The organism is Mesorhizobium australicum WSM2073, assembly GCF_000230995.2.
GTDB lineage: Bacteria > Pseudomonadota > Alphaproteobacteria > Rhizobiales > Rhizobiaceae > Mesorhizobium > Mesorhizobium australicum.
Genome location: NC_019973.1, coordinates 324,863 through 349,657, shown reverse-complemented (window position 1 = coordinate 349,657; position 24,795 = coordinate 324,863). Strand labels below are relative to the sequence as shown.

The 24,795-nt window shown below is 63.3% G+C and carries 23 protein-coding genes; 16 read left to right on the top strand and 7 right to left on the bottom strand.

The features are described 5' to 3' along the window. Positions 1–67 precede the first annotated feature (67 nt). Positions 68–1,111 (bottom strand): CobW family GTP-binding protein, encoded by a 1,044-nt coding sequence (locus tag MESAU_RS01590; protein ID WP_015314299.1) that lies wholly within the window; start codon positions 1,109–1,111, stop codon positions 68–70. A 422-nt stretch (positions 1,112–1,533) separates the two neighbouring features. Between MESAU_RS01590 and MESAU_RS01585 the strand changes: the two genes are divergently transcribed. Continuing rightward, positions 1,534–2,004, top strand: a complete 471-nt coding sequence (locus tag MESAU_RS01585) for a MarR family winged helix-turn-helix transcriptional regulator (RefSeq protein ID WP_015314298.1) — start codon at positions 1,534–1,536, stop codon at positions 2,002–2,004. Between the two features lie 12 nt (positions 2,005–2,016). On the opposite strand, the gene MESAU_RS01580 is transcribed toward MESAU_RS01585, so the two are convergent. Further along, positions 2,017–2,886, bottom strand: coding sequence for an AraC family transcriptional regulator (locus MESAU_RS01580; RefSeq protein ID WP_015314297.1), 870 nt, complete (start codon positions 2,884–2,886; stop codon positions 2,017–2,019). A gap of 53 nt (positions 2,887–2,939) precedes the next feature. On the opposite strand from MESAU_RS01580, the gene MESAU_RS01575 reads away from it, so the two are divergent. From MESAU_RS01575 to MESAU_RS01555, 5 genes are all read left to right on the top strand, one after another. After that, positions 2,940–3,347, top strand: coding sequence for a DUF2000 family protein (locus MESAU_RS01575; RefSeq protein ID WP_015314296.1), 408 nt, complete (start codon positions 2,940–2,942; stop codon positions 3,345–3,347). 137 nt (positions 3,348–3,484) lie between these two features. After that, on the top strand, positions 3,485–4,426 hold the full coding sequence (locus MESAU_RS01570) for a DMT family transporter (protein WP_015314295.1): 942 nt from the start codon (positions 3,485–3,487) through the stop codon (positions 4,424–4,426). A gap of 66 nt (positions 4,427–4,492) precedes the next feature. Next, positions 4,493–5,515 (top strand): LacI family DNA-binding transcriptional regulator, encoded by a 1,023-nt coding sequence (locus MESAU_RS01565; RefSeq protein ID WP_083882944.1) that lies wholly within the window; start codon positions 4,493–4,495, stop codon positions 5,513–5,515. Further along, positions 5,512–6,495: a 2-hydroxyacid dehydrogenase gene (locus MESAU_RS01560; protein WP_015314293.1), complete on the top strand. Its 984-nt coding sequence runs from the start codon at positions 5,512–5,514 to the stop codon at positions 6,493–6,495. Before MESAU_RS01565 ends, MESAU_RS01560 begins: the two co-directional genes overlap by 4 nt. Positions 6,496–6,574: 79 nt before the next feature. Beyond that, positions 6,575–6,979: a hypothetical protein gene (locus MESAU_RS01555; RefSeq protein WP_041163584.1), complete on the top strand. Its 405-nt coding sequence runs from the start codon at positions 6,575–6,577 to the stop codon at positions 6,977–6,979. Here the strand turns inward: MESAU_RS01555 and MESAU_RS01550 are convergent, their stop codons facing one another. Beyond that, positions 6,980–7,771, bottom strand: a complete 792-nt coding sequence (locus tag MESAU_RS01550) for a gamma-glutamyl-gamma-aminobutyrate hydrolase family protein (protein WP_015314291.1) — start codon at positions 7,769–7,771, stop codon at positions 6,980–6,982. A 244-nt stretch (positions 7,772–8,015) separates the two neighbouring features. On the opposite strand from MESAU_RS01550, the gene MESAU_RS01545 reads away from it, so the two are divergent. After that, positions 8,016–9,128, top strand: coding sequence for a TRAP transporter substrate-binding protein (locus tag MESAU_RS01545; RefSeq protein ID WP_015314290.1), 1,113 nt, complete (start codon positions 8,016–8,018; stop codon positions 9,126–9,128). 105 nt (positions 9,129–9,233) lie between these two features. Here MESAU_RS01545 and MESAU_RS01540 read toward each other — a convergent pair whose 3' ends face one another. The 4 genes from MESAU_RS01540 to MESAU_RS01525 form a co-directional block, all read right to left on the bottom strand. Next, positions 9,234–10,262, bottom strand: coding sequence for a zinc-dependent alcohol dehydrogenase family protein (locus MESAU_RS01540; RefSeq protein ID WP_015314289.1), 1,029 nt, complete (start codon positions 10,260–10,262; stop codon positions 9,234–9,236). Between the two features lie 13 nt (positions 10,263–10,275). Beyond that, a complete protein-coding gene (locus tag MESAU_RS01535; RefSeq protein ID WP_015314288.1) occupies positions 10,276–12,063 on the bottom strand; it encodes a TRAP transporter large permease in 1,788 nt (595 codons plus the stop codon). After that, on the bottom strand, positions 12,063–12,647 hold the full coding sequence (locus MESAU_RS01530) for a TRAP transporter small permease subunit (protein WP_015314287.1): 585 nt from the start codon (positions 12,645–12,647) through the stop codon (positions 12,063–12,065). Before MESAU_RS01530 ends, MESAU_RS01535 begins: the two co-directional genes overlap by 1 nt. Positions 12,648–12,828: 181 nt before the next feature. Next, the gene (locus tag MESAU_RS01525; protein ID WP_041163583.1) at positions 12,829–13,734 is read right to left on the bottom strand and encodes a branched-chain amino acid ABC transporter permease; all 906 of its coding nucleotides are present in this window, start codon (positions 13,732–13,734) and stop codon (positions 12,829–12,831) included. A gap of 139 nt (positions 13,735–13,873) precedes the next feature. Here MESAU_RS01525 and MESAU_RS01520 point away from each other — a divergent pair, with 139 nt between their 5' ends. From MESAU_RS01520 to MESAU_RS01485, 9 genes are all read left to right on the top strand, one after another. Beyond that, complete coding sequence (locus MESAU_RS01520) at positions 13,874–14,482, top strand: CGNR zinc finger domain-containing protein (RefSeq protein ID WP_015314285.1); 609 nt, start codon at positions 13,874–13,876, stop codon at positions 14,480–14,482. Beyond that, the gene (locus MESAU_RS01515) at positions 14,475–15,008 is read left to right on the top strand and encodes a hypothetical protein (RefSeq protein ID WP_015314284.1); all 534 of its coding nucleotides are present in this window, start codon (positions 14,475–14,477) and stop codon (positions 15,006–15,008) included. Before MESAU_RS01520 ends, MESAU_RS01515 begins: the two co-directional genes overlap by 8 nt. A 217-nt stretch (positions 15,009–15,225) precedes the next feature. After that, the gene (locus MESAU_RS01510) at positions 15,226–18,720 is read left to right on the top strand and encodes an indolepyruvate ferredoxin oxidoreductase family protein (RefSeq protein ID WP_015314283.1); all 3,495 of its coding nucleotides are present in this window, start codon (positions 15,226–15,228) and stop codon (positions 18,718–18,720) included. 138 nt (positions 18,721–18,858) lie between these two features. Beyond that, the gene (locus MESAU_RS01505; protein ID WP_015314282.1) at positions 18,859–21,174 is read left to right on the top strand and encodes a putative bifunctional diguanylate cyclase/phosphodiesterase; all 2,316 of its coding nucleotides are present in this window, start codon (positions 18,859–18,861) and stop codon (positions 21,172–21,174) included. Positions 21,175–21,567: 393 nt separating this feature from the next. Then, positions 21,568–22,329, top strand: a complete 762-nt coding sequence (locus tag MESAU_RS01500; protein WP_015314281.1) for an N-acyl amino acid synthase FeeM domain-containing protein — start codon at positions 21,568–21,570, stop codon at positions 22,327–22,329. Positions 22,330–22,472: 143 nt separating this feature from the next. Next, positions 22,473–22,622 carry a DUF3096 domain-containing protein gene (locus tag MESAU_RS29765; protein WP_015314280.1) on the top strand — a complete coding sequence of 50 codons (150 nt, stop codon included), beginning with the start codon at positions 22,473–22,475 and terminating at the stop codon, positions 22,620–22,622. A 161-nt stretch (positions 22,623–22,783) separates the two neighbouring features. Beyond that, positions 22,784–23,008: an aa3-type cytochrome c oxidase subunit IV gene (locus MESAU_RS01495; protein ID WP_015314279.1), complete on the top strand. Its 225-nt coding sequence runs from the start codon at positions 22,784–22,786 to the stop codon at positions 23,006–23,008. An 87-nt stretch (positions 23,009–23,095) separates the two neighbouring features. Next, positions 23,096–24,370, top strand: a complete 1,275-nt coding sequence (locus tag MESAU_RS01490) for a Re/Si-specific NAD(P)(+) transhydrogenase subunit alpha (RefSeq protein WP_015314278.1) — start codon at positions 23,096–23,098, stop codon at positions 24,368–24,370. Continuing rightward, positions 24,370–24,795 (top strand): NAD(P) transhydrogenase subunit alpha part 2, encoded by a 426-nt coding sequence (locus MESAU_RS01485; RefSeq protein WP_015314277.1) that lies wholly within the window; start codon positions 24,370–24,372, stop codon positions 24,793–24,795. Before MESAU_RS01490 ends, MESAU_RS01485 begins: the two co-directional genes overlap by 1 nt.

Sequence of the window (24,795 nt, the reverse complement as noted above, 5' to 3'; positions counted from 1 at the left end):
ATCGCGATACGTACACATGATATGTGTACGTATCGCACAATTCAAGCTTTGAATCGTGTGGCTGAACCTAGGCCTGGCAGGCGTCAAAGCTCTTCTTCAGCCGTTCAGCGTCGAGTTCGCGTCCGATGAACACCAGCCGGCTTTCGTGCTTTTCGCCGTCCTTCCAGGCGCGCTGGTGGTCGCCCTCGATGATCATGTGCACGCCCTGGATGACATAGCGCTCGTCATCGCCCTTGAGCGCGATGATGCCTTTCAGCCGCAGGATGTTGGGGCCTTCCATCTGGGTGACCTTCTCGATCCACGGGAAGAATTTCTTCGGGTCCATCTCGCCGCCGCGCAGCGACACCGACTGCACCGTCACGTCATGGATGTCGGACGGATGAGCGTGATGGTGGTGGTCGTGCCCATCGTGGTCGTGATGATCATGATCATGATCGTGGTGATCATGTTCATCATGCGCTTCGAGGAAGTGCGGATCATTCTCCAGCGCCCTGGACAGGTCGAAGGCGCCACGGTCGAGCACTTCCGACAGGGCGACGCCGGCGCGCGTCGTGCGGTGAATTTTGGCGGCCGGGTTGATCGCGCGGATCGTCGCCTCGACCTTGGCGAGTTCTTCCGGGGTGACGAGGTCGGTCTTGTTGAGCACGACGACGTCGGCGAAGGCGATCTGGTCCTCGGCTTCCTTGGAATCCTTGAGCCTGAGCGGCAGGTGCTTGGCGTCGACCAGGGCCACCACGGCATCGAGCTTGGTCTTGGAGCGCACGTCGTCGTCCATGAAGAAGGTCTGCGCCACCGGCACAGGATCGGCGAGACCCGTGGTCTCGACGACGATGGCGTCGAAGCGGCCGGGCCGCCGCATCAGGCCCTCGACGACACGGATCAGGTCGCCGCGCACCGTGCAGCAGACGCAGCCATTGTTCATCTCGTAGATCTCCTCGTCTGATTCCACGATCAGGTCGTTGTCGATGCCGATCTCGCCGAATTCGTTGACGATGACGGCGTAGCGCCTGCCGTGGTTTTCCGACAGGATGCGGTTGAGCAGCGTCGTCTTGCCAGCGCCGAGATAGCCGGTGAGGACGGTTACGGGGATCTGTGTCTGCGCTTCGCTCATGGCTTGCCTCGAAATGACTAGGCCCTGAAATTCAGGCCGCGAAAAGGGATTGTCGGTTCCATATAGGATGTGCGCCGGGCTTTTGCACGGGGCAAACCATGGGCCAAAGCTGCCGACCGGGATTGTCCCGCCATCATGGCCGCGGAAGCGGCCGCCGTCCCCGGCGGCGGAATGATCAACGGGCCTCTTGCCAGGGCTGTCCGGTCGTCGGATCGCATTCACGCAGCGGTCGCTCCGAATTCCCTTCACCCGAAACTCGTTTGTCATCTAACTGAAATAAACATCTGGCATCACCACGGCGGACACCGCGAATGCTTGCCGGCAAAGCTGTTTCGGATGCCGGAATCTTTTTCGATCGTCGATTGCCAACCGGCCGGCTGCGTCTATGCTGTGCGCACCGGTACGGCCGAAGAGGGATCACCATGGCCAAGGCGGACAAGACTGCAACGATGAGCCGGCTGCATTCAGCGGCAAGGCTGGCAAGGACCGCGCTGGCGGCACGGCTCCTGGCGCATGGCTTTTACGCCGGCCAGGACCAGATCATGCTGGCGCTGGACCGTGAGGACGGCCAGACGCCGGGCAATCTCGCCGGTCGCCTCGGCGTGCGTCCGCCGACCATCACCAAGACCATCAACCGGCTGCAGGCACAGGGTTTTCTGGAGAAACGCGCGTCCGACTCCGATGCCCGCCAAGCCCATATCTTCCTCACCGATACCGGCCGTGAAACCATCCGCGCCATTGAGAAGTCGGTGAAGAAGACCGAAAAGCAGGCGCTTAAGGGCCTCGACAAGAAGGACCAGAAGGCGCTGTTCAAGCTGCTCGCCCGCATCGAGGCCAACCTCTCCAACGAGGAACTGGTGCTGATCGACGACGACGCCGAGTCGGACGACTGATCTCTCCGGCCGTCAGGCGGCCGCGGTATTTCCGTGGATCAAGGACGACCAACGGCCCGGCGTCATGCCGAACGCTTTCTTGAATTGCCTGTTGAAGTGGCTCTGGTCGCTGAAGCCGGCCTCGATCGCGATCTGTACCAAGGGCACGCCGGCGGCGATCATCCTGCGCGCGCGCTGAAGCCGGCGCATTACCAGGAAACGATGCGGGCTGGTCGAGAAGGCCGCGCGGAAATGTCTCGACAGGGCATAGCGGTCGAGACCCGTGACGGCTTCCAACTCACCCGAACGCACGGGCCGGTCGAGGTTTTCCGTGAGATACTCACCCGCCAGTGTCGCCGCCCGCCACGCCGTCCCGGCTATTGGCTTTGCCGGCTTGCCGGCATGCCGGTTCAGACTTTGCATCAGTCGCGCCAGGAAGTCGTCGACGAACAGCTCGTCGAGTTCCTGCTCCAACGGCCCGAGCGCCGACAGCAGGGTCGCGCAGAAGGCCTCGTCCGTCACCACGCCGTCCCTGACGAAGGGCAGCGCCGTGCCGCCGAGACAGTCGAGCATCAGTGACGGCTCAAGATAGAGCATCCTGTAGCGCAGGCCTTCTTCCGTGCCGGCGCCGCCATCGTGCAACTCGTCCGGATGCAGCACGATGACCTGGCCGGGCAGGCTCAGCCGTGCCGCGCCGCGATAGCGGAAGGTCTGCACGCCGCGCAGCGTCACCCCGATCGCGTAGGTGTCGTGGCGATGCGGATCGAAGGCGCTGCCGTGAAACCGCGCCTCGATGCGCTCCATCCCCACGGGGTCGCGAGCGGAGATGATGCAGTTTTCAGCGGCATCCGCGCACAAACGTCCAAGACCCTCGAAGGCCTGGCGGTCTAGATCGAACGACATCGTCTCCTTCAGCCTCGTTACACGGGGCCTAACTTTGAATGGCTTGTTTTCTCATGTTCGATACGAAATTTGCAATCGTACTGCGGCAAGACCTGGCCGTCTGGCAGAAACTCAACGTCACCGCCTTCCTGACCAGCGGCATTGTCGCGCAATTCCCCGACATCATCGGCGAGCCCTATCGCGACCGCGCCGGCAATCTCTACAATCCACTGTCGATCCAGCCGGTCATCGTGCTCTCGGCCGATCAGGCAACGATGAGTGCGATCCATCGGCGTGCGCTGGAACGCGGCGTCACCACCTCGCTCTATGTCGAGGAGATGTTCTCGACCGGCTTCGATGCCGCCAACCGCGCCGTCTTTGCCGAGTTCGCGCCCGAAGATGCCAAGGTGGTCGGCATAGCACTGCGTGCCGAGAAGAAGGTGGTCGACAAGATAACCAAGGGCGCCCGCATGCACGCGTAGCGCCCGAAGGCTAAGCCTGACGCCGACTGTTGTTGTACCAGCGAGCTTAGGCGCGGCTGCGGGCGACAATTGGCTTGCCGGCAAGCCGCAATTCCCGCAAAGGTGGGGTTCCAGCCCAGCTTTTCCCCGGCCTGCACGTGAATCCTTCCCAAAGACATGTCGAAAGCGCGACGCCGCCGGTGGCGATCCTGTGCATGCTGACCACCTATGTCTTCTTCACCTTCCTCGACACCAGCAGCAAATATCTCGTCCTGGCCGGCGTCTCCGTCCTGATCGTCGCCTGGGTGCGCTTTGCCGTGCATGTCGTGCTGGTTGGAGCGCTGCTGCGTGGCTGGCGCGAACCGAGGCGATTTCGGCCGGTCAACCTGCCGGCGCATGTCATGCGCGGCGCGTTCCTGTTCGGCTCGACCATGTTCAATGTCCTGGCGCTGCGCTCCCTGCAACTGGCCGAGACGACCTCCATCTATTTCTTCGGGCCGATGGTGATCACCGCCCTTGCCGGGCCGCTGCTCGGCGAATGGGCCGGATGGCGGCGCTGGCTGGCTATCCTGGCCGCTTTCGCCGGGGTCCTGATCATCACGCGGCCCGGTGTCGGCGTTTTCGGCATCGGACATCTCTTCGCGCTCGGCTCGATGCTGTCGAACTGCTTCTATGTCATCATGACGCGCCGCATGTCGGCGACCGAGACTCCGGAGAGCCTGATCCTGTTCTCGGCGTTGGCGCCGACGGTCCTGCTGCTGCCCCTGCTGCCGTTTTCATTTTCCCTGCCGCATGATGGCTGGCACTGGTCCGTGCTGCTCATGCTTGGCGTGTTCGGCGGTGTCGGTCACTGGCTGCTGGTCCAGGCCTATCGGCTGGCGACCACCACGGCGCTCGCGCCGTATCCTTATTCGCAAATGGTGTGGATGATCATTTCGGGCTGGCTTGTCTTCAAGCAGTTCCCCGACCGCTGGACGCTGGTCGGCGCCGCCATCATCGTCGCCAGCGGCCTCTACATCGTCCATCGCGAACATCGGCTCAGGCTGCGCAGCCGTGCGGCCTCGGATGTCGAGGCCGAGGCGCTGGCAAAAAAACTTTGATTTGGCCCGGATCGATGGCATAAGGCCGCCCTTAAACAGTTTAAAAAGACGACGGGGAGCGAAAGGCTGGCACAGAAGATCAAGCTGTCGACGATCGCGGATGCGCTCGGCGTGTCCACGGCCACCGTATCCTTGGCACTGCGCGACAGCCCGCTGGTTGCCGGCTCGACGCGCGACCGCATCAAGGAACATGCGCGCGCCATCGGCTATATCTACAACCGCCGCGCCGCCAGCCTGCGCACCTCGCGCTCGGGCATTGTCGGTGTCGTCGTCCACGACATCATGAACCCGTTCTTCGCCGAGATTCTGCGCTCGATCGAGAGTGAGCTCGACCGCAGCCGGCAGACCTTCATCCTGTCCAATCACTACGATCAGCTCGAAAAGCAGCGCACCTTCATCGATACATTGCTGCAGCTCGGCGCCGATGGCGTCATCATGTCGCCGGCTATCGGCACGCCGGCGTCCGATATCGTCATGGCCGAGGAGAATGGGCTGCCGGCGGTGCTGATCGCACGCACGGTCGAGGGTGCCGACGTACCGGTGTTTCGCGGCGACGATGCCTACGGCACGGGCCTCGCCGCCAACCATCTGATCTCGCTTGGCCACAAGCGCATCGCCATGATCGGCGGCACCGACCAGACCTCGACCGGCCGCGATCGCTACCAGGGCTATGTCAACGCCATGGAGGCGGCCGGGCTCGAAGTCAGGCCGTCCTGGCGCATATCAGGCCCGCGCACCAAGCAAGCCGGTTTCGAGGCCGCTGGGCAGTTCCTGGCGCTGAAGGACAGGCCGACCGCGGCCTGCTGCTGGAACGACCTCGTCGCCATCGGCCTGATGAACGGCATTGCGCGTGCCGGCCTTGTGCCGGGCGTCGACATCTCCGTCACCGGCTATGACGACCTCGAAGAGGCGGCGATAGCCACGCCGGCGCTGACCACCGTCTGGAACGGCCAGCGCGAGGTTGGCCGCCGCGCCGCCAGCGCGCTGCTCGACAAGCTCAACGGACAGACGGTGCGGCCCTCGCAGGAATTGATCAAGCCGGAACTGCATGTGCGCCAGTCGACCGGCAAGCCGGTGGAGCGTGCATGACCAAGGCCGAACAATTGGAAGCCGTTGCCATTCTGGTGCCGGCCGATTTCAGCGACCACGCCGTCGCGCGTATCGACCAGACGTTCAATCGCATCGGCATCGAGCGCGCCGATCCCGCGCTGGTCACCGAGGAGATGCGGCGCGCGGTGCGTGGCATCGCATCCTTTGCCGGCATCAGTGCGGCGATGATGGATGCGTTGCCGAACCTCGAACTCATCGCCTCGTTCGGCGTCGGCTACGATTCTGTCGATGTCGGCCATGCGGCGGCGAAGGACATCATGGTCACCAACACGCCCGACGTGCTGACCGAAGAGGTCGCCGACACCGCGATCGGGCTGCTGATCAACACGGTGCGCGACCTGCCGCGTGCCGAAACCTGGCTGCGTGACGGCAGCTGGGCGAAGAAGGGCAACTATCCGCTGAGCCGGCTGACCTTGCGCGCGCGCCGCGTCGGTATTTTCGGCATGGGCCGCATCGGACAGGCCATTGCACGGCGGCTGGAGGCCTTCGGCCTGCCGATCGCCTATCACAACCGACGCCGGGTCGAAGGCCTGTCCTATCAATACCACGACACGCTGAAGGGCTTGGCCGAGGCAGTCGACACGCTGATTTCGGTGGCGCCCGGCGGTGCTTCGACACAGAAAGCGGTCAATGCCGGGATCCTGTTGGCGCTCGGCGCGAACGGCGTCTTCGTCAACATCGGCCGCGGCAGCACCGTCGACGAGGCGGCGCTTGCGGCCGCTCTCGCCGACGGCACCATCGCCGCCGCCGGGCTCGATGTCTTCGCCGACGAGCCGAATGTCCCCAAGGCGTTGCTCGACTTACCAAACGCCTCTCTGTTGCCGCATGTTGGCTCGGCCTCGGAGCATACACGCCGCGCCATGGCCGATCTATGCGTCGACAATCTGGTGTCGTGGTTCAGCGACCGCAGGCCGCTGACACCAGTGCCCGAGACGGCGCATGTGAAGGCTCGCCCTTGAGCGGTGGCACTGCCATATTTATTAACGTCGGCTTAACCCTTTGAAATCATTCTTCATCCTGCGTGCTGGATGAGGAATGATGAAAACGCTTTTTGCATTGATCGCCGCCGCCGCGCTGTTTGGCGGCGTTCAGCTGTTTCATGACGGCAGCGGGGAAAGCATTGCCAATGAGGCCACGCCTTCCAATGCCTACAGACTGATTGCTAATGGCGACGAAGGCGCATGCGCGGTCACGCGCGGCGCCTCGGTCTCGGATGGCCTGTCGCTGCTGACGGTGGCGCCGAATTGCCGACGGCTCCTGCCGGGCCTCGAGCGTGCTAAATTCTGGCGCGAGCAAAACGACGGAACCGTTGCCTTCAGCGCCAACGGCATTGATCCGATCGTCACCTTTGCCGTGGCTGATGGCGATGGCTACGAATCCTACGCGCCGGCCCTGCCGTTGCTGTCGCTGGCATCAGACGGTGGCTTGAAACCTAGAGACTGACTACTCCGCCGCCGCCCGCGCGCCGGCTTTCGCGGCGGCATGCAGGCGCACCGCATCGCCGAAAGCGCGAAAAATCTTGGCGGAATTGCTGTCCGACTTGACCCAGTATTCGGGATGCCACTGGACGCCGACGGCGAAGGCGCGGGCACCCTTGACCGAAACCGCTTCGACCGTGCCGTCGGTGGCGACAGCCTCGATCTCGAGCTTCGATCCCAGCCGGTCGATCGCCTGGCGATGCAAGGAATTGACCTTGATGTCGCCGGCGCCGAACACGCCTGCCAGGCAACTGCCTGGCTTGATCGAAATGGTCTGGTGAATGGCGAAGCGCTCATCCTGTTTGTCGCTCACCGCCGCACGGTGGTCCAGCGACCCCTCGCGCTCCTGGATCTCGGTGCCCAGTGTGCCCCCCAGCGCCACGTTCAATTCCTGGATGCCGCGGCAGATGGCAAGCAGCGGCACGCCGCGCTCGATCGCCTTGCGGATCAGCGGCAGCGTCGTGGCGTCGCGCGCGGTGTCATAGGGGCCGTTCGCTTCGCTGGCATCGCCGCCATAGAGCGAGGGGTCGACGTTGGATTTCGAGCCCGTCAGCATGACGCCGTCGACCGACGACAGAAGTTCGTCGAAGTCCAGCCGGTCGCCGAACGATGGCACGAGCAGTGGGAAAACGCCGGCACCTACGATTGCTGCTTCCAGATATTGTTGAGGGGCGGCATGCCAGGTGTAGTTGTCGAATTGACGGACGTCGGTCGATATGGCGACGAGCGGCTGCTGCATTTTGGGTCTGTCTTCCATCTGGCAAGGGATGTCCTGCCTTTAAAATAAGCGATCCCGGGGCATTTTTCCAGCCAAGTCTCAGCGTGTCGCATGGGCCACGAAACCGTCTGTTAGACTATAGTTGCAGGTCGCGTGGCTTCGCCATCAAATCCGGCCGCCGTGCTGGACTCGACTCCTTGCCCGTGTATTGTTTCGAGCGAACCGATGCGGGAGCCGAGGATTTCCCGAACGTCGGTTTGTTGGTCCAAAAGGGAGGAACTGCATGGATCGTCGTTCATTTATCCGCAAGGCCGGCGTCACCGGCGTCGGCGCAGCCGCGGCGGCGGCGGTCACGCTCGCCGCACCGGCAATCGCCCAGTCCAACCCCAAGGTGACATGGCGATTGGCGTCGTCCTTCCCGAAGTCGCTCGACACCATCTATGGCGGGGCCGAAGTGTTCTCCAAGATGCTGTCGGAAGCCACCGACGGCAATTTCCATATCCAGGTCTTTGCCGCCGGCGAGCTCGTTCCCGGCTTGCAGGCCGCCGATGCCACCACGGCCGGCACGGTCGAGGCCTGCCACACGGTGGCATATTATTACTGGGGCAAGGACCCGACATGGGCGCTGGGTGCGGCGGTCCCCTTTTCGCTCAACGCGCGCGGCATGAATGCATGGCACTACCATGGCGGCGGCATCGACCTGTTCAATGAGTTTCTCGCCACGCAAGGTCTGTTCGGCCTGCCGGGCGGCAACACCGGCGTGCAGATGGGCGGCTGGTTCCGCAAGGAGATCAACACCGTCGCCGACCTCTCCGGCCTCAAGATGCGCATTGGCGGGTTTGCCGGCAAAGTGGTGCAGAAGCTCGGCGTCGTGCCGCAGCAGATCGCCGGCGGCGACATCTACCCGGCGCTGGAAAAGGGCACCATCGACGCCGCCGAATGGGTCGGCCCCTATGACGACGAGAAGCTCGGCTTCTACAAGGTCGCGCCCTATTATTACTACCCCGGCTGGTGGGAAGGCGGCCCGACCGTCCACCTGATGTTCAACAAGACGAAATACGACGAGCTTTCTCCGACCTACAAGTCGCTGCTGCGCACGTGCGCCCAGGCCGCGGACGCCAACATGCTGCAGAAATATGACTATGTGAACCCTCCGGCGGTGAAGCGGCTGGTGGCCGGCGGCGCCAAACTGCGCCCATTCAGCCAGGAGATCATGGCCGCCTGCTTCGAGAAGGCCAACGAGGTCTACGCCGAAATGGAAGCCTCGAACGCGCCGTTCAAGAAGATCTGGGAATCGATCAAGGGCTTCCGCAAGGAGCACTATCTCTGGGCGCAGGTGGCCGAATACAATTACGACACCTTCATGATGGTCCAGCAGCGCAACGGCAAGCTGTAGGCGATTGCACTTTGCTTTTCGAAAGCCCCGGGGCATTTTTTGTTCCCCGGGGCTTTTCTTTGCTCGACGGCAACGGCAATTGCCAAATGCCGCGAAGCCTGAACCTCAGCCCATACCTGGCACCACCAGCACCTTCACTTCACCAGGAGCCGGCGGGTTGGCGATCACCCCTGGCGCCTCTTCGAGCGTGACTTGCCTAGATATCAGCCGATTGATCTCGATCACGCCCGACGCGATAAGCTCGGCGGCGCGGCGATGCGTGTAGGGATTGAGGAATGAGCCCACTACCTTGAGTTCGCGGAACAACAGGTCGAAGGGCTCGAATTCCACCTTCATGCCTTGCGGCGTCACGCCGACGATAACGACGGTGCCGCCCGCCCTTGCCAGCCGCATCGACTGCTCGACGGTCTCGCGCACACCGGCGCATTCGAACACCACGTCGGCGCCACCAGGCATCAGTCCGGCCGGACCGGCGATGGCCTCGATCACATCGGTGGCGGCGGGATCGACCGTCGCCGTCGCACCGAGTTCGCTGGCAAGCGCGCGCCGCGAGGCTTGCCGTGTCGACAGGATGATGGTGGTGGCCCCGACCAGCCGCGCCAGTTGCACGGTGAGCAGGCCGATGACGCCGCCGCCGAGCACGACCACCGAGCTGCCTGGCTTGATCTCGGCAAGGTCGACGCCGTGCAGGCAGCAGCCGAGCGGCTCGCAGAAAGCACCATGAGTTGGCTTCAGATCGGCGGGAAGGACAAAGGCCTGTTTCTGCGGCATCACCACATAGTCGGCAAAGCCGCCGTCGCGGTGGATGCCGATGGCGGTGAGATTGCCGCACAAATTGACGCGGCCGGCATGGCAATGGCCGCAGCGCCCGCAGGCGATGTTGGGGTCGCCGGTGACGCGGTCGCCGACGGCAAAGCCGGAGACGGCGGTGCCGATTGCCTCGACGATGCCGGAGAATTCGTGCCCGGGTGTCACTGGCGGCCTGCAGGGGAACTCGCCGTGGAAAAGATGCCGGTCGGTGCCGCAGACACCGCAGGCTTCGATCCGCACCAGGAGGTCGTCCGGGCCCGGGACCGGTTTGGCGATCTCGCGCAACGAGATGCTGCCCACTGCCTCCAATCGCACGGCTTTCATGGCATCGTTTCCATCAATTGAAGCTCGGAGGTTGCGACAGGTCCGGCGCGGGTGCAGCCGGCTTGGCCGGCGGCGCATCGCCGAAATTCGGGGGCTGCGACAGATCGGGCGTGCCGGGCGCCGTCGGTGCGGCGCCGCCATTGGCAGGCGCGCCGCCACCGTCCGGCGCGCCGAGCGGCGACAGGCTGGGCACCCCGGGCACCGTGTAGTCGATCGTGCCGGAATCGACGGCCGTGCCCTTGTAGCGCATCACCATTTGCGGGAAGGCGATGGTCAGGCCGATCATGATCACCTGGATGCAGACGAATGGCACCGCGCCCCAATAGATCTGGCCCGTTGTCACCGGCGCGATCTGCTTGCCGGTCAGGCGATCGAGATAGGGCACGCGGGCAGCGACCGAGCGCAGGTAGAACAGCGCGAAGCCGAATGGTGGATGCATGAAGCTGGTCTGCATGTTGACGCCCAGGAGCACGCCGAACCAGATCAGGTCGATGCCGAGCTTGTCGGCCGCCGGCGCCAGCAGCGGCACGATGATGAAGGCCAGTTCGAAGAAATCGAGGAAGAAGGCGAGGAAGAAGACGAGCATGTTGACGCCGATCAGGAAACCGACTTCGCCGCCTGGCAGCGAGGTCAAGAGATGCTCGACCCAGATCTGGCCGTTGACGCCGTAGAAGGTCAGCGAGAACACCCGCGCGCCTATCAGGATGAACAGCACGAAGGACGACAGCCGCGTCGTCGAGGCCAGCGCCTGCTTGATCACGTCCATCGACAGCCGGCCCTTCATTGCCGCCATTGCCAGCGCACCGACCGCGCCCATCGCGCCGCCCTCGGTTGGGGTGGCGATGCCGAGGAAGATGGTGCCGAGCACCAGGAAGATCAGCGCCAGCGGCGGGATCAGCACGATCACGACCTGCTGCGCCAGCCGCGACATCATGTTGATGTTCAGGCTGCGGTCGAGGATCGCGACGATGTAGATGAAGACGACGCCGACCGTCGCGCCGAGAATATCGGCATTGTCGCCATGAGCGGGCACCAGGTAACGGTAGGCGGCATAGGCGACCGCAATGGCCGCTATCAACGCGATCAGCAACGACACCACGCCATGGCCGAGCGTCCGCGCCTCGAGCGGCAGGGCCGGCATCGACTTTGGCCGGACGATCGACATGATCACGATGTAGAGCGTGTATAGGCCTGTCAGCACCAGGCCGGGGATCAGGGCGCCGGCATACATGTCGCCGACAGAGCGGCCGAGCTGGTCGGCGAGAACGATCAGCACCAGCGATGGCGGAATGATCTGGGCGAGCGTGCCCGACGCCGCGATGACGCCGGATGCCACCCGGCGGTCATAACCATAGCGCAGCATGATCGGCAGCGAGATCAGTCCCATGGCGATAACGGACGCCGCCACCACGCCTGTGGTCGCCGCCAGCAGTGCGCCGACGAAGATCACCGCGTAGGCGAGGCCGCCTCGGACGGGTCCGAACAACTGGCCGATCGTGTCGAGCAGGTCTTCGGCCATGCCCGATCGTTCGAGCACGATGCCCATGAAGGTGAAGAACGGGATCGCGAGCAGCGTGTCGTTCGACATCACCCGGCTGCCGTAGAAATTGTCCGGCAGCGCATAGAGCAGCGGCCATGCGAGATTGATCGCGCCGCCCGAATAGGGTGTCAGAAGCACGCCGATGAAGAAGAACATCAGGCCGTTGGCGGCGAGCGAAAAGGCGACGGGATAGCCGATCAGCATGAACAGGATCAGCGAGGCGAACATGATCGGCGCCATGTTCTGGGCGATGAACTCCATCACGAACGCACCTCTTCGGCGAGCGCCTTGGCTTCGAGTTCAGCCTGTTCGTGCACGGAAATGAATGGGTTGGGATCCTCAATGACGCCGCGCATGATGGCGATCTTCTTGATGATCTCGGAAATGCCCTGCAGCGCGAGCAGGAAAAAGCCGACCAGCAGGATCGCCTTGGCCGGCCACACGATCAGGCCGCCGGCGTTGGTCGACATCTCGCCGCTGTGAAACGACAGCGACACGTAGGGCACGAAATAGAACACCATCAGCGTCACGAACGGCATCAGGAAAAAGACGTGGCCGAAGAGGTCGATCCAGTGCTGCACGCGGCGTGAAAACAGGCCGTAGACGATGTCGATGCGGATATGCTCGTTCTGTTTCAGCGTGTAGGCGGCGGCCAGCATGAAGGCGGCGCCGAACAGGTACCATTGCAGCTCCAGCCAGGCGTTGGACGAGGTGTCGAACACCTTGCGGATGACCGCGTTGGCCGCACTCACCAGGATCGCCAGCAGGATCAGCCAGGATACCGATTTGCCGATGAACTCGTTCATACGATCGATCGTTCTGGATAGAGCGAGAAGCCCTGCCATGCATTCCTCCCTGATGCGGTGACGCGCGATCCCCCTTTTTCGTCGCGCCGCCTGGCCCAACCGTATGCAGTGCGTGGTCCGGTTGGTCAACACGGGGACGAAGGATGCAGGCCATCGGCGCTCGCGGCACGGTGGAAAACCGAGGCCTGACGAGAGGTCATGCAACCAAAGTCTGACGGGATCAGGCGACCTTGCCGGTGTCGCGGCCGGCGCCGATCAGGATCAGCATGGCAACCAGGAACAGATACATCCAGGCATCGCGCCATTCGACCGGGAAATAGCCGGCCCACAGTGACTCGGCCATGCCGAAAGCGGCCGCGCCCAGCGCCGCCTTTGGCGGTGAGAGATAACCGCCGACCGCCGTCACGAACAGGATCTTCAGGCCGTAGACAAGGCCGGAACCGAAGCTGACATTGCCGTAGTAGAGGCTGGCCATGACCCCGGCCAGCGCGGCGCAGAAGCCGCCGAACAGCACGGCACGCCGGAACACGCCGCGCACGTCGACGCCGCATAGGGCGGCGGCCCTGGGGTCGTCGGAGACGGCGCGCCAGCACCGGCCGAAGTTTGAGCGGGCAAATGCCCAGGTGGCGAGGGCGACCGCCGCCACGACCACGGCGCAGTCGAGCACCTGGATCAGCGTCAGCGTCGCCTTGAATCCGGAGCCTTCGGCGAAAACGATGGGCTCGGCCAGCATCGGCGGCAGCCACAGATCATGCGTGTCGGCGGCGATGCGGCTTGCTTCCGACAGGACGAGCAGGATGCCGAGTGTCGTCACCACGATGGCGTTGGGCGAGCGGTCGGCCAACGGCTCGAAGATGCTGCGCGACAGGACATGGCTGATGAGCGCCGCATAGAGGAACGCCGCGAGGACGCCGAACAGCACCGAGGCCAGCAGCGTCAGCCACAGCACCTGGTAGCCGAAGGCGACGCTCAGGATCATCGCCTGGCCGCAAAAGGCAAACAGCGCCCCATAGGCAAGGTTGGTGCGGTGCAGAATGCCGTTGGTCAGCACGTAGCCGAAGGCGAGCAACGCATAGAGCGCACCCGAGTGCAGCCCGTTCAGCACCTGCTGGAAGAAGTAAAGCATGCTCGACAACACCAGAAGCATCCCGCCCAAGAGGGAATAGGACAAGCGCGGAGCGGACAAAGGCGGCGATACCCTGCGCCGAGGTTTGCATCGTCGAATCTAACTTGTCAAACGCGATTTATCGGTTAGATGTTCGGGAATGACAGTTGCCTGGACTTCTCACCGCTTCACCGGCGGCCTGCTCGCGCTCGACACGGCGAACACCGTCGTGCTGCGCGGCGATCCGGAGCGCACGTTCGACCGCTTCGACGATCCGGCCGAAATCGTCCGCTTCGCCGACGCGGCTAGCGGCTTTCGCGCCGCCGAGCTTGGCGACAGGCGGCTGGCGGTGTCCTCGCCGGCGGCAATCGCGCCCGTCGTGCTGTCGATCCGCGAGACGACCGATAGGCTGTTTCGAGGCGCTGTGTTGAAAGGCGCGGTGGCCACCGCCGATCTGCCCGAATTCCTGCGGTCCTGCGCCGACGGCCTGGCCGCCGGCGGGACCGAGATCGGGGCGCAGGGACGGCCGTTCGGCGATCCGGCGACGCCGATCGCCTTCGAGGCGGCACTGGCGGTTTCGGCGCTTTCCCTGCTGCGTGACGACACCATCGCGAGGCTCAGGATCTGTCCCAATTGCACCTGGCTGTTCGTCGACAGAAGCCGCAATTCCAGCCGCCTTTGGTGCGACATGGCGGTATGCGGCAACAGGCAGAAGGCAAGCCGTCACTATCGCCGCCGCATGGCGGCCAATGAGGTCAGGAATGCCTAGAATTCTTTCCCGCTCGACGGTTGCTGGCGCGGCGCTGATTGCGGCGATGACGCTTGGCGCTTGCCGGGATACCGGCGGTGGAGGCAAGCTGTTCGAAGTTTCCGGCAAGATCTTCGTCTTCAACTACCGCCTCGCCAGGGCGACTTATGTCGTGACGCTGAGGCCCTTGCGGCCGATGGGCGAGGGTCAGGTGGCGGTTGCCAGCTTCCAGAACCCCGCCGGTGGTGATCCCTTCGTGGTCGAGCAGAAGATCTGGCCGAAGCTCGACAAGGTGAGCCTGGAAAGCCCGGCGCTGACCTGCGTTGTCAGGAACAAGCCCTATGCCATCGCCATCAGCATCAAGGGCGCCGATGGCGCGGTCCTGCAGGAGATCGACACCACGCTGATGTCGACGGAAGACCAGTCCATCCTGCCCGATCGGCCGCTGGTCATCGACCAGCTCTACACGGCCAACCCCGACCTCGCCGGCCATCCCGACGGCAAGCTGCCGGGCGAGCCGAAGCCGGACTGCTCGAAAGCCGGCTGACACCTTCCGAAGGCATCGATTTCGGCTGGAATTTTCGTGTGTCATCGCGCTGTCGGCACACCGTTTCATGCGTGGTCCAGCGCCCGCCGAACTGCTTGTCGCGCGTTGGCCGGTCCTTTCGATTTTGTTTGACCTGCCTTGCAAGGGAAGAAAGGATGCGTCATCCGATCCCGACGTTGGCTGCTGCCCCGCGCGGCCTTCGCAGAGGAAATGCCTGATGACGCTGCACGATGTCGCGCTCGACGACAAGTTCGATCTTGGAAAGGAGCGCATCTTCCTGTCCGGCGCGCAGGCGGTCATCCGCATGCTCCTGATGCAGCGCGAGCGCGACCGCCGCGCCGGCCTGAACACGGCTGGCTTCGTCTCCGGCTATCGGGGCTCGCCGCTCGGTGGCCTCGACATGCAGCTGTGGAAGGCGAAAAAGCAGCTCGCCGGGGCTGACATCGTTTTCCAGCCCGGCCTCAACGAAGAGCTGGCCGCCACCGCCTGCTGGGGCTCGCAGCAGACGGAACTGCTCGGCGAGGGCACCCATGATGGCGTCTTTTCGGTCTGGTACGGCAAGGGGCCGGGCGTCGATCGTTCGGGCGACGTGTTCCGCCACGCCAATCTCGCCGGCTCGTCCAGACATGGCGGCGTCCTTGCGCTCATGGGCGACGACCACATGGCCGAATCCTCGACCAATGCGCACGCCACCGAATTCCTCTTCGTCGACACCATGGTGCCGATCCTCAACCCGGCCGGTGTCCAGGAGATCATCGACTACGGCCTGTACGGCTTTGCCATGTCGCGCTTCGCCGGCACCTGGGCGGCGATCAAATGCGTCAAGGACAACATCGAATCGACGGCTTCGGTCGATGCCTCGCTCGAACGGTTGAACATCGTCGTCCCGGATTTCGACATGCCGCCGGGCGGTCTCAACATCCGCCACGAGATCGACATGCTCGGCCAGGAAGAACGGCTGCATGAGCACAAGCGTGCCGCGGCCTCCGCCTTCATCCATGCCAATGGGCTGAACAGGATCGTTTATTCGGGCGGCCGCAATCCGAAACTCGGCATCATCACGCTGGGCAAGAGCTATCTCGATGTCCGCCAGGCGCTGGAGGATATCGGCATCGACGAGGCGGCCGCCAACCGCATCGGCGTGCGGCTGTTCAAGGTCGGCTGCCCCTGGCCGCTCGACCTGCAGCACATCGCCGACTTCGCACGCGGTCTCGACACCATCGTCGTCGTCGAGGAGAAACGCTCGCTGATCGAGGTGCAACTGCGCGAAAGCCTTTATGGCACGGCCTCGCAGCCGGTCATCGTCGGCAAGAAGGACGAGCGCGGCGACTGGCTGTTTCCGGCCAAGGGGGCGCTCGACCCCAACGAGATCGCCATTGCGCTCGGCGAGAGAATCCTGAAGACCATCGGCCCGTCCGAAGAGATTTCAGCCAGGGTCGCGAAGCTACGCCAGTTCCAGGCGATGCTGGCCGATGCCACCGACATCGGCTCGCGCACACCCTTCTTCTGTTCGGGCTGTCCGCACAATTCCTCGACCAAGGTGCCCGACGGCTCGATCGCCGCCGCCGGCATCGGCTGTCACTTCATGGCGCTGTGGATGGATCGCAACACAGTTGGCTTCACCGCCATGGGCGGCGAGGGGGCGCAATGGGTCGGCCAGGCGCCGTTCTCCAGGCGCGACCACATCTTCCAGAATCTCGGCGACGGCACCTACAACCATTCCGGCACGCTGGCGATCCGCTTTGCCCTGTCGAGCGAGGCCAACATCACCTACAAGATCCTCTACAACGACGCCGTCGCCATGACTGGCGGCCAGCCGCATGAAGGCGGGCTGACGGTGGATATGATCGCCAGGCAGGTGCGGGCAGAGGGCGTCGACCGCATTGCCATCGTCACCGACGAACCCGACAAATATGCTGGGAAGGCCGAATTCCCGGCCGGCGCCGCTATCCACCACCGCGACGACCTCGACCTCGTCCAGCGCGAACTGCGCGACGTCAAGGGCGTATCGATCCTGCTCTACGACCAGACCTGCGCCGCCGAAAAGCGCCGTCGTCGCAAGCGCGGCACCTTTCCCGATCCCGACAAGCGCGTCTTTATCAACGAACTGGTCTGCGAAGGCTGCGGCGATTGCGGCGTGCAATCGAACTGCGTCTCGATCCAGCCGGTCGAGACCGAATTCGGCCGCAAGCGCAAGATCGACCAGTCGAGCTGCAACAAGGATTTCTCCTGCGTCAACGGCTTCTGCCCGTCCTTCGTCACCGTGCACGGTGCCAAGATCCGCAAGGCCGAGGGCCTGGCCGGTGGGACCGACCCGCTTGAAGGCGTGCCGATGCCAGCCGAATTTCCGCTCGGCGTCGAGGGCTGGGCGGCGATCATCGACGGCGTCGGCGGCACCGGCGTCGTCACCGTCGGTGCCGTGCTCGGCATGGCGGCGCATCTGGAGAACAAGGGCTGCGGCATGATCGACATGGCCGGCCTCGCCCAGAAGGGCGGCTCGGTGTTCACCCATGTCCGCATCGCCCGCACACCGGAGGACATCAATGCCATCCGCGTTTCGGCGGGGAAGGCCGACCTCGTGCTCGGCTGCGATCTCGTCGTGTCGGGCGCCAAGAAAGTGCTGACGGCGGTGCGCGAGGGGCATACGATCTTCCTCGCCAACACCGCCGAGATCATGCCGGGCGAATTTGCTCGATCAGCCGATTTCTCGCTGCCGATCGAGCGCCTGAAGAAGGCGATCCGCTCAGCGGCCGGTGACGACAAGGCGCATTTCTTCGACGCCACCCGCACCGCCACAGCCCTGTTCGGCAATTCGCTGGGCGCCAACATGTTCATGCTCGGCTTTGCCTTCCAGTTCGGCGGTCTGCCGCTCTCGGCCGAAGCCGTCGAAAAGGCCATTGAATTGAATGGCGAAGCGGTGGCGATGAACATCGCTGCTTTCCGCTGGGGCCGCCGCGCCGCGCATCAGCCGGATTTCGTGCGCAGCCTCATCGCCCAGCCGTCCGCAACCCTCGGCGACAAGGCCGGACAGGCCGGTCCGGTCGCTGAGACACTGGACGATATCATCGCCCGCCGTGTTGCCTTCCTCACGGCCTATCAGAACGCTGCTTACGGCAAGCGCTACGCCGACAGGATATCGACGCTGCGAGGGTCAGAAACGAAGGCCGTGCCGGGTTCGACCGACGTGACCGAAGCCGCCGCCAAAAGCCTGTTCAAGCTGATGGCGATCAAGGACGAATACGAGGTTGCGCGGCTCTATACCGACGGCTCCTTCGCCGCCGCGCTTGGCAAGCAGTTCCAGAGCTACGAGAAACTTGAATTCCATCTCGCCCCGCCGATCATGGGACGTCGCGGCAATGACGGCAAACCCAGGAAATCGAGCTTCGGCCCTTGGATGATGAAAGGCTTTCGCCTGCTGGCCGCGATGAAGGGCCTGCGCGGCACGGCCTTCGACCTGTTCGGCTACACCGCCGAGCGGCGCATGGAGCGGCAATTGCTGGCGCAGTACGAGGCCGATCTACAGCTCGTGGCCAGTTCGCTGGCGCCGGGCAAGATCGAGGCCGCGGTAGCCCTGGTCTCGGTCCCGGCGCTGATCCGCGGCTATGGCCATGTCCGGCAGGCAAGCGCCGAAAAGGCGGCGGGCGAGCGCTCCAGACTGCTCCAGCGACTGACCCAAATCATGCCGGTACCGGTTCTCAGTGCCGCTGAGTGATTTCTCACCCATGCCCGAAGCCTGCTGCAAGGCTCCTCTTGCCGAGGCGGGCCGGCCGAAGCCGTAGCTTAAGCCCCTCTGTCTAAGCCTTTCTTAAGGCGGTTGTGGCATGACAAGGCTTAGCGTTGGGCCGATCATATGGGCAAAACAAAGACCGAAAGCATCCCCGCGGATGTCTATATCCAATTTGTGCGGTCGTTGTTCGACAACGCGCACATGTTGGTGATCGGTGGCGCGTGCTACTGGATCCTCGGATTCATGATTTATCTGCGCACGCAAAATCCGTTGTTTCTGGCCTTTTCTTTTATTCTACTGCCGATCAGCCTTCTGCGTTATTTCGGTATTCGCAGCTTCCTGAAGACGGGGGGCGTGATTGCCGACGTCGAACACGCACACCGATTGGAGCGCAGTTACATCCTCAAGGGCTGCTTGCAGGGCCTCGGATTGGGTGCGCTGTGCTTCGTGTCGATCTATGTGTATCCCGACCCATTCGCCGAACTGGCGGCAATGTCGCTGACCCTGGCGACCTTGGTCACGGTTGTCGCCCGTAATTACGGGTCTCCGCGCATGGTGCGGATTTTTTCTGTAACCTTCATCGGTCCGGCGGCGCTAGCGCTCCTGCTGCGTTTGGATGCCCCGTCCGTCGTCCTTGGTCTGATGATCTTCCCGATGACGTTCATTACCATCAACAGCGCCGACCATGTTCGCAATGTGCTGTTTTCGGCGGTCATCGGCCACAAGCAGGCGAAAAGCATAACGCGCAAGTTCGACCGCGCGCTCAACACCATGTCGCACGGCCTGGTCATGCTCGGCCCTGATGGGCGCGTCGCGGTCGCCAATGCCGAGGCCGCCCACCTGATGTCGCTGAAATCGGCCGACGCGCTGCTCGGGCGCTCCATCCACGGGCTTCTGATGCGCGGCGTCGCCGGCGGCATGCTGGCGCCGAAGGACTGCCGCTACGTCGAGGCGCAGCTGACGCGCGCGCTGCGCGAGGGCAGGGACCGCAAGGTGCTTGTTTCGCTCGCCAACGGCCAGCATTACGAATTCTCCGCGCGTGAAGGCAGCCAGGAACTCGGCGTGATCACCTTCGAGGATGTCACGGCGCGCGTCGAAGCGGAGGAAAAGATCCGCTTCATGGCGCGCTACGACAATCTCACCGGCCTTCCCAACCGCGCCTATTTCCACGAACTGGTCGGCGAGCTGATGGCCTCCGGCGACCGGGATCGCCTGTGCGGCCTCGCCGTGATCGACCTCGACGATTTCAAGAGCGTCAATGACACGCTCGGCCATCCCGTCGGCGACGGGCTGATCTACGCCGTGGCCGACCGGCTGGCGGCCATCGCCGGGCAAGGCCTTACCGTCAGCCGCTTCGGTGGCGACGAGTTCATGCTGTTCTTCGACCGCATCGATGACGAAAGCCATCTGGAGAGCCTGCTCGACCAGATTTTCGCCGAGCTGCAGGGAGAGGTCGACGTGGCGGGCCACGGGTTGCGGATCCAGGCCAGCGCCGGCGCGGTGCTGTCCAAGGTCGGCGGAACCGATGTCGACGCCATGATCGTCAAGGCGGACCTGGCGCTCTACAAGGCCAAGGAACTCGGCAAGAACGGGTGGCGGCTGTTCGAGGCGGCAATGGATGCCGCATTCCGCAATCGCCAGCTGATGAAGGCGGATCTGCGCAGCGCCGTGGAAGGCAGGGAACTGCGGGTCGTCTACCAGCCCATCGTGGCGATGAACACCATGCGCATCGCCAGCTGCGAGGCGCTCTGCCGTTGGGACCATCCCGATCTCGGACCGATTTCTCCCGGCATCTTCATTCCCCTGGCCGAGGAGATGGGCATCATTTCCGAGATCAGCACCTTTGTGCTGCATGCAGCTTGCACCGAATGCGCCAAATGGCCTGACCAGACCAGCGTCTCGGTCAATCTCTCGGCCAGGGATTTCCGCAGCCGCGACGTCATCCAAAAGGTGCGCGATGCGTTGGCTAACTCCGGCCTCGATGCTAGCCGCCTGGAGATCGAAGTCACGGAAACCGCGCTGCTCGACGACAAATCCCTGACCCGCCAGTATATCGAGGAACTGAAGCAGCTTGGCGTCCGCATCGCCCTCGACGATTTCGGCACCGGCTATTCAAGCCTGAGCTATCTCCACAAGCTTCCGCTCGACAAGATCAAGATCGACCGGTCGTTCGTGATGGACGTCACCCACAATCCGCGCTCGCTCGAGCTGTTGAAGGGCGTCGTCGACCTGACCCGTGTCCTGGGGCTCACCGTCACCATCGAAGGCGTGGAAACATTCGAGCAGCTTAAGGTCCTCATGCATTCGGTGAAGCCGGATCTTGTCCAAGGCTTCCTGTTCGGCGCGGCGCTCAGCGCGTCGGGCATCGAGACGATGTCGAACGTCACCTGGCCGTTTGCCGCGGATCTGCGTCTCGCCGCCAAGCGCACAGTCGGCTAGCTTTCGTCGCAAATTCTGCCAATCGAAGTTGATAAAGCGCGTGCTTGGGTCGTGCGGTTGGTGCGAACCAGAATATTTTTATCGGCGGCGAACAAATCCAACCAAGACGCGCAGTAGTTTTGGCCGATTTTGAAGAAGCGAAAAGGTTTGACCGGATCGGCGCATCTGTCAAAGCGGAACGCTCCAGTGCTTTTCACGCCCGAGTTTGCAGCGCCTTTCATAGGAATGAAGGCTTGGATTAGAACGTCCAGGCTGCCCCTTCAGCAACCACTCCGCGGCCATAGATCTCCAGCTGTTAAGGTTAACAAGTGGTAAACCAGTGGGATCCAATTTTCGGCTTGTGTCTCATTTCAACTCGAATAGCCTGTTCACGGCGGATACGAGGACTTGAGAATGGATGCTGCGAGAAACGATGCGCGGGCTGGCGCCAGCTCCAATGCTGGGTCGGCGCTGAACCAGTCGATCATGCAATTGCTGGAGCATGTCGACTACCGTCTCATCACTGGAGGCGAGGATCTGGAGGCGATCTACCGCCTTCGCTATCAATCCTACCTGCAATCGGGCATGTGCGGCCCGATCGCCAGCGGGATGTTCGAGGATCGCTGGGACAATCTGCCGAATTCCTATCGGTTCGGCGTCTATTTCGATGGACACCTGGTCAGCACGTTACGGCTTCACTACATTTCCAGAGAGCACCCTCATTCGCCGTCCGTTGACGCCTATCCCGAAATATTGGCCGAGCGGCTTGCCCGCGGAGAGACGTTCATCGACGGGACTCGTTTCGCAACCGATCCCGACAGTGCGCCCGCGCCCGGAGTTCTGCCTTTTCTGACGCTCAGGCTTGGCATGGTGGCCGCTTCTTACTTTGGGCTTACCGCAGTGCTAACGCCGGTCAAGATCGAGCACTCCGCTTACTATGCTCGTATCTTTCATGCCGTTCAGAGGACAGAGGGCAAGGTGTTCCCGGGAGTCCTTGCGCCGATCGCTCTGTTCGAAATCCCGTGCGGCGAAAACTTGCGCCAGACACTCGAACGGTTTCCGTTCTTTAAGTCGACAGCCGTGGAACAGCGGATGATGTTCGCCAATCCGGCCATCAACCGGCTGACGCCGCTGTCCATAGTGCCGACGGCGAAATACTACCGCGATGCTGCCTGAACGGGCGTCGTCCTTGCATCTGAACCTTCCCGCAGCTTCGCCGTTATAGGTAGCGGCATCGCCATCGAGTGTCGCCGCGATCCTGCCCAACGGGCATTTCGCCCCGGGCTCCTGTCGCATTGTTCGTGGGAAGGAATACGGTCATGACCATCCACTCGCTCGCGCTCACACCGCTTATCTCGCTGATCGCCGGCGTGCTGATCCTGATCATGCCGCGGCTCCTGAACTACATCGTCGCGCTCTATCTGATTGTCGTTGGGCTGCTCGGGCTTTTTCCTCACCTTGCTGGCTGAGACGCTGGGCAGGGCTCGCGCAAAAGCCATCCCGCGGGCATCGGCCGCCAGTTTCAATTTTCCCTTGAGGGAGTTGTCGGCTGCGATGCGGCAATAGCGCCATTGCCCTGCGCCCAGCTTTTCGGTATGTGCCTGAAAGATGTCTTCGAAGGGGTATTCCTATGGCTGAGCACACGCCGAGCGGTCCTGTAGAACTGGGCGCGAAGATGGACTATGCCGAGCATGACCGCACCTATGCGGGCTTCCTGGCGCTGGCCAAATATGGCTCGCTCTTCTGCGGCGCGCTTCTCCTGGCGATGGCTTTCGGCTTCTTCGCGGGCGGCTTCTTCTCTGCGCTGATCCTGTTCGTGCTTATTCTGGCAGTCGGCGCCTTCATTCTGCGATAGACCTTCCAAAACGCTCTTGCGGTTGACGTCGCCGGATATCCCGGTCGACACTTCGCGCAGACAGGTTCCGGCCGAAAGGATCATGCGGTGGGACAGACGGTTTTCATCCCTCGTGAGCTCGATGCGAACGAGCCGCGTGTCGCGGCTTCGCCCGATACGGTGAAGCGGCTGACGGCCCTGGGTTTCGATGTGGTCGTCGAAGCCGGTGCCGGCACCGGCTCGCGTATCCCCGACGAAGAGTTTGCCAAGACGGGTGCTGTCATCGGCAAGGCCTCGGATGTCGCCAATGCCGATGTCGTGCTGAAGGTTCGCCGGCCAACGGATGCCGAGCTGAAGAGTTACAAATCCGGCGCCGCGGTGATCGCCATCATGGATCCCTACGGCAACGATGCGGCTGTCGCGGCCTTGGCCAAAGCCGGCGTCACCGCCTTCTCGATGGAGTTCATGCCGCGCATCACCCGCGCGCAATCGATGGACGTCCTGTCCAGCCAGGCCAATCTTGCCGGCTACCAGGCGGTGATCGACGGAGCCGCCGAATACGACCGGGCGCTGCCGATGATGATGACGGCGGCTGGCACGGTGCCGGCGGCCAAGGTCTTCATCATGGGCGTCGGCGTTGCCGGCCTGCAGGCGATCGCCACCGCGCGCCGTCTCGGTGCCGTCGTCACCGCCACCGACGTTCGGCCCGCCGCCAAGGAACAAGTCGCCTCGCTCGGCGCGAAGTTCCTCGCAGTCGAGGACGAGGAGTTCAAGGCCGCCGAGACGGCCGGCGGCTACGCCAAGGAAATGTCGAAGGAGTACCAGGCCAAGCAGGCGGCGCTGACCGCCGAACACATCGCCAAGCAGGACATCGTCATCACCACGGCGCTGATCCCCGGCCGGCCTGCGCCGAAGCTGGTGTCGGCGGCGATGGTCGCCTCGATGAAGCCGGGCTCGGTGATCATCGACCTCGCCGTCGAGCGTGGCGGCAATGTCGAGGGCGCCGAGGCCGGCAAGATCGTCACCACGGTCAACAATGTGAAGATCGTCGGTCATCTCAACGTGCCAGGTCGCATCGCGGCATCGGCCTCGCTGCTTTATGCCAGGAACCTGTTCGCCTTCGTCGAGACGCTCGTCGACAAGACGACCAAGACGCTTGCCATCAATCGCGACGACGATCTGGTCAAGGCAACCATGCTGACCGACGGCGGCAAGGTCGTTCATCCGGCCTTCGCCAAGGCCGACCAGCAGCCTTATGTCGAGCCGGCCGCGATCCCGGCCACGACCATGGTCGCCGATGCCACGGCCGCGCCCAGGAAGGCCGCGCCCGGGAAGACCGCCGCATCCAAGTCACCCTCGCCGAAGCCGAAAGGGACCGCGTGATGGACCAGACCTTGCAGAAAGCCTTGGATCAGCTCGACCAGGCAAGCGCTGCCGTTCGGCTCGCGGTGCAGAACCTGGCCAATGCCCCAGGCGGTGCAGAGGCGGCCGGTGATGCCGCGCATGCGCTCTCGGGCGGGGCCATCGATCCCTTCGTCTTCCGTTTCGCCATCTTCATCCTGGCGATCTTCGTCGGCTATTACGTCGTCTGGTCGGTGACCCCGGCACTGCACACGCCGCTGATGGCCGTCACCAACGCCATCTCGTCGGTCATTGTCGTCGGTGCGCTGCTCGCCGTCGGCATCGCGGCCTCCGGCGTCGCCGCCGGCTTCGGTTTCGTCGCGCTGATGCTGGTCTCGGTCAACATCTTCGGCGGCTTCCTCGTCACCCAGCGCATGCTGGCCATGTACAAGAAGAAGGACAAGTGA

Bases quoted from the DNA above. Each gene is read 5' to 3' on its own strand.
- MESAU_RS01525 (WP_041163583.1), bottom strand. From the start codon at position 13,734: ATGCTTTACTTCTTCCAGCAGGTGCTGAACGGGCTGCACTCGGGTGCG.
- MESAU_RS01485 (WP_015314277.1), top strand. From the start codon at position 24,370: ATGGACCAGACCTTGCAGAAAGCCTTGGATCAGCTCGACCAGGCAAGC.
- MESAU_RS01540 (WP_015314289.1), bottom strand. From the start codon at position 10,262: ATGAAAGCCGTGCGATTGGAGGCAGTGGGCAGCATCTCGTTGCGCGAG.
- MESAU_RS01515 (WP_015314284.1), top strand. From the start codon at position 14,475: ATGCCTAGAATTCTTTCCCGCTCGACGGTTGCTGGCGCGGCGCTGATT.
- MESAU_RS01590 (WP_015314299.1), bottom strand. From the start codon at position 1,111: ATGAGCGAAGCGCAGACACAGATCCCCGTAACCGTCCTCACCGGCTAT.
- MESAU_RS01580 (WP_015314297.1), bottom strand. From the start codon at position 2,886: ATGTCGTTCGATCTAGACCGCCAGGCCTTCGAGGGTCTTGGACGTTTG.
- MESAU_RS01535 (WP_015314288.1), bottom strand. From the start codon at position 12,063: ATGGAGTTCATCGCCCAGAACATGGCGCCGATCATGTTCGCCTCGCTG.
- MESAU_RS01500 (WP_015314281.1), top strand. From the start codon at position 21,568: ATGGATGCTGCGAGAAACGATGCGCGGGCTGGCGCCAGCTCCAATGCT.
- MESAU_RS01510 (WP_015314283.1), top strand. From the start codon at position 15,226: ATGACGCTGCACGATGTCGCGCTCGACGACAAGTTCGATCTTGGAAAG.
- MESAU_RS01505 (WP_015314282.1), top strand. From the start codon at position 18,859: ATGGGCAAAACAAAGACCGAAAGCATCCCCGCGGATGTCTATATCCAA.
- MESAU_RS01560 (WP_015314293.1), top strand. From the start codon at position 5,512: ATGACCAAGGCCGAACAATTGGAAGCCGTTGCCATTCTGGTGCCGGCC.
- MESAU_RS01585 (WP_015314298.1), top strand. From the start codon at position 1,534: ATGGCCAAGGCGGACAAGACTGCAACGATGAGCCGGCTGCATTCAGCG.
- MESAU_RS01550 (WP_015314291.1), bottom strand. From the start codon at position 7,771: ATGGAAGACAGACCCAAAATGCAGCAGCCGCTCGTCGCCATATCGACC.
- MESAU_RS01555 (WP_041163584.1), top strand. From the start codon at position 6,575: ATGAAAACGCTTTTTGCATTGATCGCCGCCGCCGCGCTGTTTGGCGGC.
- MESAU_RS01495 (WP_015314279.1), top strand. From the start codon at position 22,784: ATGGCTGAGCACACGCCGAGCGGTCCTGTAGAACTGGGCGCGAAGATG.
- MESAU_RS01520 (WP_015314285.1), top strand. From the start codon at position 13,874: ATGACAGTTGCCTGGACTTCTCACCGCTTCACCGGCGGCCTGCTCGCG.
- MESAU_RS01575 (WP_015314296.1), top strand. From the start codon at position 2,940: ATGTTCGATACGAAATTTGCAATCGTACTGCGGCAAGACCTGGCCGTC.
- MESAU_RS01530 (WP_015314287.1), bottom strand. From the start codon at position 12,647: ATGGCAGGGCTTCTCGCTCTATCCAGAACGATCGATCGTATGAACGAG.
- MESAU_RS29765 (WP_015314280.1), top strand. From the start codon at position 22,473: ATGACCATCCACTCGCTCGCGCTCACACCGCTTATCTCGCTGATCGCC.
- MESAU_RS01545 (WP_015314290.1), top strand. From the start codon at position 8,016: ATGGATCGTCGTTCATTTATCCGCAAGGCCGGCGTCACCGGCGTCGGC.